The sequence below is a fragment of the Hydrogenophaga sp. LT287 genome (genome assembly GCF_055702805.1).
Map to the genome: position 1 here is coordinate 49110 of NZ_JBVPZC010000003.1, position 14466 is coordinate 63575.

The 14466-nt window shown below is 65.4% G+C and carries 14 protein-coding genes; 9 read left to right on the plus strand and 5 right to left on the minus strand.

The genetic code is table 11. The features are described 5' to 3' along the window. Positions 1–75: 75 nt before the first annotated feature. The 9 genes from AC0GNR_RS03765 (at position 76) to tolA (ending at position 6846) form a co-directional block, all read left to right on the plus strand. Complete coding sequence (locus AC0GNR_RS03765; protein WP_472899669.1) at positions 76–720, plus strand: riboflavin synthase; 645 nt, start codon at positions 76–78, stop codon at positions 718–720. Continuing rightward, positions 717–1847 (plus strand): bifunctional 3,4-dihydroxy-2-butanone-4-phosphate synthase/GTP cyclohydrolase II, encoded by a 1131-nt coding sequence (ribBA, locus tag AC0GNR_RS03770; RefSeq protein WP_472899670.1) that lies wholly within the window; start codon positions 717–719, stop codon positions 1845–1847. The genes AC0GNR_RS03765 and ribBA overlap by 4 nt, the downstream gene beginning before the upstream one ends. 35 nt (positions 1848–1882) lie before the next feature. After that, entirely contained in the window at positions 1883–2347 is a 465-nt protein-coding gene (gene ribH / locus AC0GNR_RS03775; protein ID WP_304838385.1) for a 6,7-dimethyl-8-ribityllumazine synthase, read from the plus strand. An 89-nt stretch (positions 2348–2436) separates the two neighbouring features. Continuing rightward, complete coding sequence (gene nusB / locus AC0GNR_RS03780; RefSeq protein WP_472899671.1) at positions 2437–2970, plus strand: transcription antitermination factor NusB; 534 nt, start codon at positions 2437–2439, stop codon at positions 2968–2970. Between the two features lie 16 nt (positions 2971–2986). Beyond that, positions 2987–4204, plus strand: coding sequence for a pyridoxal phosphate-dependent aminotransferase (locus AC0GNR_RS03785; protein WP_472899672.1), 1218 nt, complete (start codon positions 2987–2989; stop codon positions 4202–4204). Between the two features lie 152 nt (positions 4205–4356). Beyond that, entirely contained in the window at positions 4357–4761 is a 405-nt protein-coding gene (gene ybgC, locus AC0GNR_RS03790; RefSeq protein WP_472899885.1) for a tol-pal system-associated acyl-CoA thioesterase, read from the plus strand. A gap of 53 nt (positions 4762–4814) precedes the next feature. After that, on the plus strand, positions 4815–5507 hold the full coding sequence (tolQ, locus tag AC0GNR_RS03795; RefSeq protein ID WP_472899673.1) for a protein TolQ: 693 nt from the start codon (positions 4815–4817) through the stop codon (positions 5505–5507). 2 nt (positions 5508–5509) lie between these two features. Continuing rightward, complete coding sequence (locus AC0GNR_RS03800; RefSeq protein ID WP_472899674.1) at positions 5510–5926, plus strand: biopolymer transporter ExbD; 417 nt, start codon at positions 5510–5512, stop codon at positions 5924–5926. Between the two features lie 20 nt (positions 5927–5946). After that, entirely contained in the window at positions 5947–6846 is a 900-nt protein-coding gene (gene tolA / locus AC0GNR_RS03805) for a cell envelope integrity protein TolA (RefSeq protein WP_472899675.1), read from the plus strand. Between the two features lie 63 nt (positions 6847–6909). Here tolA and AC0GNR_RS03810 read toward each other — a convergent pair whose 3' ends face one another. The 5 genes from AC0GNR_RS03810 to AC0GNR_RS03830 all read right to left on the minus strand — a co-directional run bounded on the left by AC0GNR_RS03810 (position 6910) and on the right by AC0GNR_RS03830 (position 14432). Then, complete coding sequence (locus AC0GNR_RS03810; RefSeq protein WP_472899676.1) at positions 6910–7773, minus strand: universal stress protein; 864 nt, start codon at positions 7771–7773, stop codon at positions 6910–6912. A 14-nt stretch (positions 7774–7787) separates the two neighbouring features. Further along, the gene (locus AC0GNR_RS03815) at positions 7788–9278 is read right to left on the minus strand and encodes a SulP family inorganic anion transporter (RefSeq protein WP_472899677.1); all 1491 of its coding nucleotides are present in this window, start codon (positions 9276–9278) and stop codon (positions 7788–7790) included. 335 nt (positions 9279–9613) lie between these two features. Further along, the gene (locus tag AC0GNR_RS03820; RefSeq protein WP_472899678.1) at positions 9614–10858 is read right to left on the minus strand and encodes a phosphopantothenoylcysteine decarboxylase domain-containing protein; all 1245 of its coding nucleotides are present in this window, start codon (positions 10856–10858) and stop codon (positions 9614–9616) included. Further along, positions 10855–11955 (minus strand): transglutaminase-like domain-containing protein, encoded by a 1101-nt coding sequence (locus AC0GNR_RS03825; protein WP_472899679.1) that lies wholly within the window; start codon positions 11953–11955, stop codon positions 10855–10857. The genes AC0GNR_RS03820 and AC0GNR_RS03825 overlap by 4 nt, the downstream gene beginning before the upstream one ends. A gap of 248 nt (positions 11956–12203) precedes the next feature. Further along, on the minus strand, positions 12204–14432 hold the full coding sequence (locus AC0GNR_RS03830) for an ATP-binding protein (RefSeq protein WP_472899680.1): 2229 nt from the start codon (positions 14430–14432) through the stop codon (positions 12204–12206). Positions 14433–14466: the final 34 nt, after the last annotated feature.

Below are 14466 nucleotides of genomic sequence, written 5' to 3' on the forward strand. Positions count from 1 at the left end.
GTTTTCCGAGAAAGAAGCACCGCACGCCACCCTGCAAGCCCGAAGGGATCTGAAACCCTGCGAAAATACGCGCCTATGTTTACCGGCATCATCACCGGCGTGGGGCGCATCGCCGCCCTCCACGCTCTGGGCAGCTCTTTGGACCACGGCAGGCGACTCACCCTAGAGGCGCCGCCGGGCTACCTCAACGACGTCGGCCTGGGCGACAGCATCGCGCTGAATGGCGCCTGCATGACGGTCACTTCGCTGGACCTGCCCCAGCGCCATTTCACGATCGACATTTCAGCCGAATCCCTGGCCCGCACCACCGGCCTGTCCGAGATCGGTCACCGCATCAACCTGGAAAAAGCGCTGCGGGCGCACGACCGCCTGGGTGGACACATCGTGTCGGGCCATGTGGACGGCGTCGGCACGGTCACGCGCTTTGCCCAGGTGGGTGAGAGCTGGGAGCTGTGCGTGATGGCCCCGCCCGAACTGGGCAAATACCTGGCTTTCAAAGGCTCGATCACGGTCAATGGCGTCAGCCTGACGGTGAACCGCGTGAGCGACAGTGCGCAGGGCTGTGAATTCAGCATCAACCTCATTCCCCACACGGTGGAAAACACCGCGCTGGGCCAACTGACTGCGGGCAGCCCGGTCAACCTCGAAATCGACACCGTCGCGCGCTATGTGGAACGCATGCTCAGCGCCGGCAACCTCACCCCCAAGGAAAACGCATGAGCGCCCAAAACAGCCTGACACCGGTCCCCATTTCACCCATTGAAGACATCGTGGCCGACATGCGTGCCGGCCGCATCGTGATCTTGGTGGACGAAGAGGACCGGGAAAACGAAGGCGACCTGGTGCTGGCAGCCGACCACGTGACGCCCGAAGCCATCAACTTCATGGCCCGCTACGGTCGCGGCCTGATCTGCCTCACGCTGTCGCGCGAGCGCTGCGAACAGCTCAAGCTGCCGCCCATGGTGGCGCGCAATGGCGACAAAAAAGGCACGGCCTTCACCGTGTCCATTGAAGCAGCCGAGGGCGTGACCACCGGCATTTCGGCCGCGGACCGTTCGCGCACCGTGCAAGCCGCAGTCGACCCCAAAGCCGTGCCTGACGACCTGGTGCAACCCGGTCACATCTTCCCGTTACAAGCGGTGGACGGTGGCGTGCTCATGCGCGCCGGCCACACCGAGGCGGGTTGTGACCTGGCCGTGATGGCGGGCTGCTCGCCCGCTTCCGTGATCTGCGAGATCATGAAAGACGACGGCACCATGGCCCGCCTGCCGGACTTGCAACTGTTTGCAGCCGAACACGGCCTCAAGATTGGCACCATTGCCGACCTGATTGAACACCGCAGCCGCACCGAAAGCCTGGTGGAAAAACTGGGTACGCGCAGCCTGAACACCGCCTTTGGCGAATTCAGCGCCACCGCCTTCCGCGACAAACCCAGCGGCGCCCTGCACCTGGCCTTGGTGAAAGGCAGCTGGACACCTGAGCAAAGCGTGGATGTGCGCGTGCACGAACCGCTGTCGGTGCTGGACGCGCTGGAAGTGGGCCGCTCCATGCACAGCTGGAGCCTGGAAGCCAGCCTGCGCCACATTGCCGACGCCGGCGCGGGCGTGGCCGTGCTGCTGAACTGCGGCGAAACTGCCGGGCAGTTGCTGGCCCAGTTTGAGGGCACCGCCCGCTCTGCCCAAGCCCCCGAGCGCGGCCGCATGGACCTGCGCACCTACGGCGTGGGCGCGCAAATCTTGCGCGACTGCGGCGTGCAAAAAATGCGCCTCATGGGCAACCCGCGCCGCATGCCCAGCATGACGGGCTACGGCCTTGAAACCACGGGCTACCTCAGCCGCAACGCCTGAGCCTCGAACCACACCATTAAGAAACGGAATCAACCATGTTCGGCGCAGACAAAGGAACAGCCAACCTGCTGGATGGCAAAAAACTCAGCATCGGCATTGTTCAGGCACGCTTCAACGAAGGCATTACCAACGCGCTGTTTGCAGCCTGCCACGCTGAGCTGCTGGCGCTGGGCGTGCAAGAAAAAAACATCACCCACGTCACGGTGCCCGGCGCGCTGGAAGTGCCGGTGGCGCTGCAGGCCATGGCCGAGCGCGACGACTTTGACGCGCTGATTGCGCTCGGTTGCATCATCCGCGGTGAAACCTACCACTTTGAACTGGTGGCCAATGAGTCGGGCTCGTCGGTTTCGCGCTTGTCGCTGGACTACCAGATCCCGATTGCCAACGCCATTTTGACCACCGAAAACCTGGAACAAGCCGTGGCCCGCCAGACCGAAAAGGGGCAAGACGCCGCCCGGGTAGCGGTTGAGATGGCCCACGTGCTGGAACACATCGGATAAACACACCACCTGCCGGTGCGGTGCGACAAGCCACCCACCGGCCCTGCCAGGGCCTTCGCCCTGGTTCGCCACACGCCATGAAGACCGAAATGAACCAAGCCCTACCCAAAGTACGCAAAGCAGCCGAGAAGTCGGCCCGCACACGCGCACGCGAATTTGCCCTGCAGGCGATTTACCAACACATGGTGGGCCGCAACGAGGCGGGCGACATTGACGCCTTCACGCGCGATCTGGCCGGCTTTCACAAGGCCGACAGCGTGCACTTTGACGCCCTGCTGCACGGCTGCGTGGCTGAGGCCAACGCGCTGGACACGCTCATCACCCCGCTGCTTGACCGCCCCTTGGTCGAGCTGTCGCCCATCGAGCGTGGCGTGCTCTGGATCGGGGTTTACGAGTTTCAGCATTGCCTGGACGTGCCATGGCGCGTGGTGCTCAACGAGTGCATTGAACTGGCCAAGTCGTTCGGTGGCACCGACGGCCACAAGTATGTGAACGGCGTGCTGCACCAGCTGGCCGCGCAGCTGCGCCCGGTGGAAGTGGCCGCCGCACCCGCCAAAACCCCTGCGCGCAAAGCCGCTGCATCCGCTGCTGCCGTGCCGCCTGCGGCAGACGATGCCGCTTGACCGGTAGGGCACACCCATGAGGATTGCCCAGCGGGCGCAGCGCGTCGAACCGTTTTACGTCATGGAGCTGGCCAAAGCGGCCTCTGCCATGGCCGCAGCCGCACAGCCGGGTGACCGGCCCATGCTGTACCTCAACATCGGCGAGCCGGACTTCACGGCCCCGCCCCAGGTGCAGCAGGCTGCCGAACGCGCCATTCGCGACGGCCGCAGCCAATACACCCCCGCCACGGGCCTGCCCGCTTTGCGCGAAGCCATCAGCGGCTGGTACGCCACGCGCTTTGGGCTAGACATCGATCCGGCCCGCATCGTCGTCACGGCAGGTGCTTCGGCGGCCCTGCAGCTGGCTTGCCTCGCGCTCATCGAGACCGGCGACGAGGTACTGATGCCCGACCCGAGCTACCCCTGCAACCGCCAGTTTGTGCAGGCCGCCGAGGGCACTGCGGTGCTGCTGCCTTCGGGCCCGGCCGAGCGCTTTCAGCTCAGCGCAGCGCAGGTGCAAGCGGCCTGGGGCCCAGCCACGCGCGGTGTGTTGCTGGCCTCGCCGTCCAACCCCACCGGCACATCCATTGCCCGCGAAGAGCTGGAGCGCATTGCCCGCTTGGTGCGCGAGCGCGGCGGTGTGACGCTGGTGGACGAAATCTACCTGGGACTGAGCTTTGACGATGCCTACGGCCACAGCGCCCTGGGCCTGCCCGATGGCCTGGGTGACGAGGTCATCAGCATCAACAGCTTCAGCAAATATTTCAACATGACCGGCTGGCGCCTGGGCTGGCTGGTGCTGCCGCCTGCGCTCGTGCCTGCGGTAGAGCGGCTGGCGCAAAACCTGTTCATTTGCGCCAGCACCATCGCCCAGCATGCCGCACTCGCCTGCTTTGAGCCCGACACCCTGACCGAATACGAACGCCGCCGGGCCGAATTCAAGGCGCGGCGCGACTACTTCATTCCCGAACTCAACCGCCTGGGCATCACCGTGCCCGTGATGTCCGACGGCGCCTTTTACGCCTGGGCCGACGTGAGCGGCCTGTGCGCGCGCTGGGGCATACCGCCCCAGAGCAGCCCGGACGCGGGCGGCAGCTGGGCGCTGGCGTTTGAACTCATGCAGCGCTGCCAGCTGGCCACCACGCCAGGGCGCGATTTCGGCAGCGCCGACCCGGGGCGCTATTTGCGTTTTTCCACCGCCAACTCGATGGCACAGCTGCGCGAAGCTGTGGCGCGGCTGGAGCAGGCGCTGTGAACACACCACAAGACCAAGCACCGATGACCCCAGCGCCGGGCCGCCACAAGCCGGGGTCAGCCCCCTCGGGGGGCAGCGACCCGCAAGGCGGCGGAGCCCCGGATTCGCCCCGCAGGGGAGAAGACGCTTGGGGGCCGCACTTCACCTGGCCCGTGCGCGTGTACTGGGAAGACACCGACGCGGGTGGCATCGTTTTTTACGCCAACTACCTGAAGTTTTTTGAGCGTGCCCGCACCGAATGGCTGCGCGCGCTGGGCATTGAACAGCAAAGCCTGCGCGAACAGGTGGGTGGCATGTTTGTCGTGACCGCCACGCAGGTGAAATACCACCGCCCTGCCCGGCTTGACGATTTGCTTTTGGTTACCGCCCGCGTGCAAGAAGCCGGCCGTGCCTCACTCACAATTGAGCAAACCGCACGCCTGCAAGCCGCAAACCCTGGTGAGGACGCACCCCTGCTCTGCGAAGGCATCATCCGCATTGGCTGGGTAGACGCCAGCACCCTGAGGCCGCAGCGCATTCCAGCCGCCATTCTTGACTCGCTCAACGCGCCTGCTTGAGTGCCGCGGCCCAACCGGCCGCAACCTTTTCCGTTTCTCGAACTCCGACCGCCATGAACCACGATCTCTCCATTGTTCAATTGATGCTCAACGCGAGCTGGGTGGTGCAGGCGGTGGTCGTCTTGCTGGTCACGGTGTCCGTCATCAGCTGGGCGGCCATTTTCCGCAAGGTCTTCGCCATCAAGCGCGTGCGGGCGCACAACGAAGACTTTGAACGCGAGTTCTGGTCGGGCGGCAACCTGAATGAGCTGTATGCGGCAGCCGCGCAAAGTGCCCGGCACGGCGGGCCCATGGAACGCATTTTTGCCAGCGGCATGCGCGAATACCAGAAACTGCGCGAACGCCGCATCACCGACAACAGCGCTCTGCTGGACGGCGCCCGCCGCGCCATGCGCGCCAGCTTCCAGCGCGAGGTGGATGCGCTGGAGGTCAACCTGTCGTTCCTGGGCACGGTGGGTTCGGTGGCGCCTTATGTGGGCCTGTTTGGTACCGTGTGGGGCATCATGCACGCCTTCACCGGCCTGGCCTCGCTGGCGCAAGTCACGCTGGCTTCGGTGGCGCCGGGCATTGCCGAGGCGCTGGTGGCCACCGCCATTGGCCTGTTTGCGGCCATACCGGCGGTGGTGGCGTACAACCGGTTTGCCCACGATATTGACCGCCTGGCCAACACCATGGAAACCTTCATGGAAGAGTTTTCCAACATCTTGCAGCGCAACCTGGGGGCGCAGGCCCCTGCCGGGCAATAAGCATGGCGGCCGCTTCCACCCGCCGAGCCCGGCGCACCAAAAATGAAATCAACATGGTGCCCTTCATCGACGTGATGCTGGTGCTGCTGATCATTTTCATGGTCACCGCGCCGCTGATCACGCCGAGCCAGATTGACCTGCCCAGCGCGGGCCAGGCCAACCGCCCGCCCGACGTCTATGTGGAGGTGATCATCGACAAAACCGAGCGGCTGCAGGTGCGCATGGGCAAAGACAGCCAGCCCCCCACCGACGTGGCGCTGGGCCAGCTGGTGGACCGGGTGCAGGCGCTGAGCACCGGTACCGACAACATGCCGGTGCTGGTGAGTGCTGACAAAAACGTGAAATACGACGCCGTGATGGAGGTGGTGCGCCGCCTGCGCGCCGCGGGTGTGCAGCGGGTAGCGTTGTCCACCCTCTGACGCTGCCAACACCCAACGCCATGCGAACCACCGCCGACCACCTGAACCTGGCCCCGCCGCAGCCTGGCCGCTGGCTCGGGCCGCTGGGGTTGGCGCTGGTGGTGCACGGGCTGCTGGTGGCCGCGCTCACTTGGGGCGTGGGCTGGCAGCGCGAGGCGCCGCCGGTGGTGTTTGAAGCCGAGATCTGGTCGCGCATGGCGCAGGCAGCTGCGCCCCGGGCGGTGGAACCAGCGCCCCCACCGCCGCCACCCGTCACACAAGCCCCCAAACCCCAACCGGTTGCGCAGCCTGCCCCGCCCCCGCCGGGCCCCAGCCAAGCCGACATTGCCACCGCCCAGGCCAAGGAAAAAGCGCAAGCCGATCTGAAAAAGGCGCAAGCAGAAGCCAGCAAAAAGGCCGCTGCCGACAAGCTCGCGCAAGAGAAGCTCGCTGCCGCCAAAAAAGCCGAGGCGGACAAAGCCGCAGCAGAGAAAGAGCGCCAGCAGCAACTCGCGCAGCAAAAACGCGAGAAAGAGCGCCAGCTGGCCGAAGAAAAGCGGCTGGAAGCGCTGGCCGCGAAAGAGCGCAATGCACAGTTGGCCCGCATCATGGGCCAGGCAGGCGCCAGCGGCGGGCCGCAGGCCACTGGCACGGCGCAGCAGTCCAGCGGGCCTTCGGCCGCTTACGGCGGGCGGGTGGCGGCGCGCATCAAGCCCAACGTGGTATTCACCGACACGGTGAGCGGCAACCCCCGCGCCGAGGTGGAGGTGCGCACCCTGCCCGATGGCACGATAACCGCGCGGCGCATCGTCAAGCCCAGTGGCAGCCCGGCCTGGGACGAAGCGGTGCTCCGCGCCATCGACCGCACGGGCACACTGCCCCGCGACACCGACGGCCGCGTGCCGCCGTCGCTCATCATTGGGCTGCGCCCGCTGGACTGAACTTGCTGCGCCTCACGTCGAGCGCAGGTCAGGCAACCGAGCCCCGGCGGGAGAGGCCAAAGTTCAGCGCAACAGCAGCGTCGGAATGCGCGCCGCGCGCAGCAGGTCGGTGGTTTTGCTGCCCATGAACAGGCTGCGCAGCGGCGAGTGGGTGTAGGCACCCATCACCAGCACATCGGTATTTTTCGCCTGAATGGCCTGGGCGATCACGCTCTCAGGCTCACCGGGCACAATGTCGCTGCTGACACCCAAACCAGCCGCTTCCAGCTTGGCGGTGGCCCAGGCCATCTGCTTGGGGCCGTCGTGGCTGACTTTGCCCGCCATGAGCAGGTGCACCGCCAAGCCCCGAAAGAGCGGGCTGCCCGCCACCATTTCCACCCCCTTGCGGGTGATGCTGCTGCCGTCAAACGCAATCAGCACGCGCTCGGGCGCTCTGAAGCCTTCGGTCACGGTCAAGATGGGGCGGTCCAGCGCACGTACCACACGCTCCACGTTGCGGCCCAGGTCGCGCGGGGTGGACTGGGCCGATTCACCACGGCGGCCCAGCACAAACAGGCGCACGCCGTTCTGTTGCTCATGCAGGGTTTCGTCCAAATGGCCCAAACGCTGGCGCACGTCCACCGTCTGCACACCGGCCACCAGGGCGCGCTCGCGCAAGCGGTTCAAAAACAGGCGGCCCCGCTCGCGCGCGGCCTTGCTGCGTGCGGCATCGGCCTCGGCCAGCTCGCCCAGCAGGCTTTCTTGCGCGTTGGGCGTGAGCGAGCCGCTGTGGTCTTGGCTGGCACTGGTTTCCGGGTGGCGGTCGATCACGTGCAGCAGTTCCAGTGGTGCATCCAGGCGCTGCGCCGCCCAGGCGGCGTAGTCGGTCACGTGGTCGGCAAAAGCGGACTGGTCCACACAGGCGAGCACTTTGTTGTCGGTGTTCATATCGGTTCTCGCTTTCAGTGACCGGCCAGCAAGTCTTCGGCGCCGTCTTTGTCGTGCACGCCAAACTTGTCCACCAGGGTGGAGCTGGCCTCGTTCAAACCGATGATTTCAACGTCGGTGCCCTCGCGGCGGAATTTGAGCACCACCTTGTCGAGCGCACTCACGGCGGTGATGTCCCAGAAATGCGCACGGCTCACGTCGATGCGCACGCGCTCAATGACTTCCTTGAAATCAAACGCGTCATTGAAACGGTCGGCGGTGGCAAAAAACACCTGGCCTGTGACGGTGTAGGTGCGCTGGCGGCCTTCGTCTTCGGTCAGCGAACGGATGCGCAGAATCTGACCCACCTTGTGGGCAAAAAAGAAACCCGACAGCAGCACGCCGGTGAGCACACCTTTGGCCAGGTCGTGCGTGGCCACGGTCACCACCACGGTGGCCACCATCACGATGCTGGAGCTGGGCGGGTGCTCACGCAGGCTTTTGACCGACGCCCAGCTGAAGGTGCCGATGGACACCATGATCATCACGGCCACCAGCGCGGCCATGGGAATCTGCTTCACCCAGTCGCCCAAAAACACCACCAGAATCAACAGCACCACACCGGCCGTGAGCGTGGACAAGCGCCCGCGCCCGCCCGATTTCACGTTGATGACCGACTGGCCGATCATGGCGCAACCGGCCATGCCGCCCATGAATCCGGTGGCGATGTTGGCCACGCCCTGGCCCACGCACTCGCGGTTTTTGTCGCTCTTGGTGTCGGTCAGGTCGTCCACGATGGTGGCGGTCATGAGCGACTCCAACAGGCCAACCACCATCAGCGTGAGCGAATACGGGAAGATGATCAGCAGCGTGTCCAGGTTGAGCGGAATGTCCGGGATCAGGAACATGGGCAGGCTGTCGGGCAGTTCGCCCATGTCGCCCACGGTGCGGATGTCCAAGCCCAGCGCCAGCGACACGGCTGTGAGCACCACGATGGTGACCAACGGCGAGGGCACCGCCTTGGTGATGTGGGGGAAACCGTAAATGATGGCCAGACCGGCAGCGGTCATGGCGTACACATGCCAGGTCACGCCCACGGTCTGCGGGTTCAGCTCGGGCAGCTGCGCCATGAAGATCAAAATGGCCAGCGCGTTCACAAAACCCGTGACCACCGAGCGCGAGACAAAGCGCATTAGCACGCCCAGCTTGAACCAGCCCGCCAGCACTTGCAGCACCCCGGTGAGCACGGTGGCGGCGAGCAAATATTCCAGCCCGTGGCTTTTCACCAGGGTCACCATCACCAGCGCCATAGCGCCGGTAGCGGCCGAGATCATGCCGGGACGACCGCCCATAAAGGCAATGATGGTGGCAATGGAGAACGACGCATAAAGACCCACCTTGGGGTCCACGCCCGCGATGATGGAAAACGCAATGGCCTCCGGGATCAGGGCCAGCGCCACCACCAGACCGGCGAGCAGGTCGTTGCGGACGTTGGCAGTCCAATCCTGTTGGAAATTTTTAAACAAAAGACACACTCCCGTGACAGCGCGGACCGGCCGCAGCCTCACAAAACGACAAAGAAAAAAGAGAAGTCAACGGGCCGAAAGATCCCGAAGTAAAGCGCAGGCCGAAGGCATTCGGGCCAAAAAGGCCCCAGCTTGCCTGCTCTCATGGACAACCCGTACCAAGCACAACCACACCCCTGCGAAGGCATGGGCGCGACAGCGTTGAAACGAACGGGTGGTCTAGGACTTACAACGGTGGCTCCGAAAGGGGGGACCGAGCCGGATTTGTGTCGCCGCAAGGCGCAACCCGGTAGTCATAACAGCCAATAATTCTAACGCGCTCGGTTGTTGGCAACCTACCCGCCGGCCAGGGCTTCCAGGTGGTCGGCCACAAAGGTCGCAATGCGCTGCTTGCCTTCGACCGGCGTGGTGCCGCTGGCCTGCACCATCAGGGCACGCTGCTCGCTGCCCCGCGTGTCTTCGCCCCGGGTGGCCACCACCAGGCTGGCACGCCCCAGGCGTTTTGCGGCCACGCGCACCAGCTCTTCTTCGCTCACGCCTTCGAGGTACTTGAAGGCCACGCAGGCCATGGCGGGCGCTGCAGCGCAAGCCAGATCGATCACCTTTTCCGTGGGCTCCAGTGCCAGCAGAAGCTCTGCCTGGCCCGACGGGATCTTGCCCTGCACCGCCTCACGCGGGCGGTAGTCGGCCACGCCGGCCGAAAACACGCCAGCAAACAAGCCGGCGCGCGCCCGCTCAACCACGCCGTCGCGGTACGCATCAAAGGTGCGCGCGATGCTCAGGCGCATCGGCGTGGTGGGCCGCCAGGCGCCGTCGCCCAGCAGCAGCTCGGCGTCGGCACCGCGCCACACCAGCTCTTCGGCGATGGCCGCACCCAGCCGGCCCCGGAAGCGGTTGACGATGCGGCGCACGCCATCAATCGGCACGGGTGTGGGGCCCGCGGTCACCAGAATGCGCTGACCCGCCAGCGGCGAGGTGCTCAGCACCTGCCCCACCGCCATACACAGCAGCTCGGTCCCGGGCAGGTTGTGTTTGCCATAAGCGTCGTGCGGGGCCACGAACTGCACGCCAAGGCCAGCGAGCTTGCGGGCGTTGTCCACCAGCAGGCTGTTGTGCAGGGTGCCGTGCATGGTGGGCGCCACCACAATGCGGGTGCGCCCCTGCTCCATGCGGCCGATGGCCGAAGCCAGCGCTGAGGTAACCACGGTATCGGCCACGCCACAGGCCATTTTGGCAATGGTGTTGTGGGTGGCCGGCGCCACCAGGTAAGCGTCGAAGGGCGCACCGTCGGACAGGTGTTCAGCGGCCCAGGTCAGGCTGCTCACCACCGGAGCGCAGGTGGCCCACTCCAGGGCTTCGCGGGCCACGTAGCGCAGCGCTTCGTCTGAAGCAAAGGCCACCAAGGTCGCACCGTGGCGGCGCAGGCCGCGGGCCAGCTGCGGGGTCTTCATGGCCGCAATGCCGCCGGTGACCAGCAAGGCGATGCGCCGCCCGGCCAGGCGCTGCGACACCACAGGAACGTCGTGGTCGCCCAGGGTGCTGGGGGTGGGAGCAGAAAAATCCCAGTGGAACAGGCTCATCGGTGGCTTCCTTCGGTGCGGCGGGTGGCGTGTGTGGCGTGTGTGGGGTGTGGCGCGGGCTGAGCGGGCGCGGTGCTGCGCCAGGTGTGGTCGAGCCGCGTGTTCATGGCTTCAAAGTGCCGGGGCAGAAAGCGGCTCGTCTTGCCCATTTCAGCATGGATGTGTGGGAGCACCTGGATGTCGAAGGGGTCGGTACCCTGGATGTAGGCCACCGGGTGAAAGGGACGCCCTTCGTCGAACCAGGCCGGCACCATGGCGCCCAGGTAGGGCGCCGCTTCGGTGAACAGCATGCAGCTGGGGTCGCAAAAGGATGCGTCGGCCGGGTGCCAGCGCCCGGACAGCTTCACGGCCGCAAAGTAGTGCTTGACCTGGGTGCGCATGAGCGCACGCCACGCTTCGGGCATGAGCACCCCGAGCACGCCGATGTCCAGCGGCACCTCCACAAAACCCGCCTCGATGTCGAGCGCTCGGAGCAAGGCCACCTGTAGATTCGCTTTGGTGGTGCACATGCCACTGCCGCGCGCCAGGGTGCGCGACGCTGTTTCTTGCCAGAGCCCGAAGCGGTAGGGCATGCGTTGCATGGCATGGAAAATGGCTTGGGCCGAGGCTGCAGGGCTGTCGCGCCGCAGGCTGTGCGCCAAAGCCAAGACGGCCGGGTGGCCCTGGTCACACAAGGTGGCGGGGTCGGGGAGCAACTTGGGTGGGCCGGCCGCAAGCTCATCGCCTGTGGCGGCCCGCACAGCGTCGGCCCAGGCTTCGCGCAGGCTTTTATTGGCCGGTGATCGCCAGGCGTACTGCCCGGTCTCCAGCGTCCAGACCGTGGTCGGGTCGTCCAGCGCCTGCAGCGGCTCGTGGCTGGCGGCAAAGTGGTTGCCGGGCCCATGCCACAGACCGCCGGGCGCAGCCAGTCGGCCTGCTAGCACGACGTGCACAGCACGCGGTGGGCGCGCGGCCAGCGCTTGACCGGGCAACAACTGCTGCACCGAACCGAAGCCAAAAACCTTGAGAACATGGCGCCCGAGGTGGAAACCCAGGCGCGTATCGCCAAAAGCGTTGAAAAGGCGGGCCCGCTGAGGCTCGCAAGACGGGTCAGACATGATGAAAAAGCTCCCTGAATGAAGCGTCTGGGCGCTGCTGAGCCGCTCGAAAAATGACAACACCGGCGGCGTTTTCGGGTGTTTTCCGATGTGCGTTTTTCAGGCGCGACAGATCGCCACACCATTATTCCCGGGGCATTTTGATCGGTTGAAAAACACCTGCCGATTGCGCGCAAGCCCTGTGCGCTTGTCGGACGCCCCACAGCCTCGCCGAATGAGCCTACGACCGAAGACCAGAGGTGCGCCGTTCAAACCTGGGCGCGCACTTCGGCATGGCGCCGAATCACATCCTTGAGCACCCGGTCAATTTCGCTGGTGTCGACCGGCTTGTGCAGCACGGCAACAAAGAGTGCTTCGAGCAACTCGGGTTGCACCTCGTGGGCGTGGCCGCTGATCAGCACGACCGGGGGTGCATGCTCGCTGGCCACGATACGGTGCGCCAGCCCCACCCCATCCAGTCGGGGCATGGACTGGTCGGTGAGCACCACATCAAAACGCTTGCCGGACTGTTTGAAATGGGTCCAGGCCTCCTCGCCGTCGCGGGCGCGGGTGACCAGCCAGCCCTTGCGCTCCAGCAAGGCGCTCCACGCGTGGCGCACCATCTGGTCGTCGTCCACAAAGAGAATGTGATGCCCTTCACCCGGCCCACCAGGCCCTGTGATGGGTGCCACATCCGAAGTACGCGGACTCACCGGCAAGTAAACGTGGAAACAGGCACCCTGACCGGGCTCGCTCTGAACGCCCAGACCGCCCTGGTGGCGTGCCAGAATGCCCTGCGCGACCGACAGCCCCAGCCCGGTCCCTCGTCCCTTGGGCTTGGTGGTGAAAAAGGGTTCAAACACGCGGTCAAGCAAGGCTGGCTCAATACCCGGGCCACGGTCGCACACCCTCAGCACAAGGTAGCGCCCGGGCGCCAGACTCGCCGTGCCGGGCAAAAGCGCCTGCCCGGCCGGCTGTGGCAGCTCGGCTTCTTCGAGTATGAGATCGATGCGCCCCTGGCCCTTCATCGCGTCCGACGCGTTGATCAACAAGTTGACCAGCACCTGTTGCAGCTGCGTGGCGTCGGCGTCCACCTCGTCATCGTCCACCCGGTAGTCGACCACGATGTCGCAACTCCGCGCCAGCCCCGAGGCCATCATCTGGCGCGTTTCCTCGATCAGGTTGGTCAGGTGCATGCGCCGCAATTTGGGTGCCGACTGGCGACCGAACGCGAGCAGTTGGCGCATCAGGCCGTCGGCATAGCGGGTCGCCTTGAGCGCCTGCTGAAGGGACTCCTGACTCGCATGGTCCGGGTCAGGGAGGTCTTCTGCGGCCAGACGCACCCAGCCGGTGATGGCGGCCAGCGAGTTGTTGAAATCGTGGGCAATGCCACCGGTCAGCCGGCCCAGCGCCTCGGTTTTCTGGCTCTGCATAAGCTGCATTTGCAGCACTTCCTGCCGTTCGTGGGCCACCCGCTGGGCTTGCGCGTCCTGCCGCACCCGCCCCAGCAGGCTGTTGACGCCTTGCGCCAGTCGGGTGAGCTCGTCGTTGCCGTCCTCGCGCAAGCGGCCCGACGTCAACGGCCCCGCCTGCGTCACCAGGCCCAGATCGTCGTGCAGGTGCTGCAAGCGGCGCAGCAACAAGCGATTCAGCAGAAGGACGAGAAATAGGCTGACAAAGAGACCCGCCAGCACCGCCAGACCCATGCCTTGCCAGGCGAGTGCCAGCCCCTGTTGCTGCAGCAGGCGGTCCAGTCGCAACACCAGTTCGGCCACCGGGTTGCCTTGGTGGTCCCGCAGCACGGCGTGGAGCACGTCGTGGGCGTCATCGGCCGCGAAAAGATGGAAGTCCTCGTCAACGTGATCGGGCGGTGCCAGCAGCAGGCTGGTCTGCGTCATCAGGATCTCGGAAAACTGCGCGAGTTCGGATGCGTCGAAATGTCGCACCATGACCAAAGCGCCCGTTGGGGCTTGGTCCAAGCGATCGGGGTAGTGGATCGCCACCGCCACCACGAATTCCAGCCGCCCGTCGTGCACCCGCAGGGTCTGCAAAACGGCCATAGGATCTGCCCACGACACGAGCGGGCGCGCCAGCTGGCTCAGTGATTCAAGCCGCCGGGCAGGAACCTCCACCAGCGCTTCAGCCTCTTTGCGAGCGCTGGCAAGCAGCTGACCGGCAGGGTCAAAAACCAGCACCTCCGAAATGCGCAGGTAACCCATGTTGCTCACATCGAAGTTGTCCAACATGAACGTGGGATTTCTCCCCGCCGCAAAATCCGCCGCATCGGCCCAGTGGGCGTAATCGCGCGCGGTGGCCGCCAGCGCCACCAGTTGCTGGTTAAGCACGCGCCGTGCCCGCTCGCCCTCCCGGGCTGCGCGATCGAATTGCAATTGGTCGAAAGAGCCGCCCACGATATGGCGGACCCCCAGCATGGTGCCCGCCACCGTGATCAATACGATGGCAAACACCAGCACCCAAGCCTTGTGTTGGAGCTTCATGAATGCGTGGACTATGGGCACCGGGCGGGCGGCC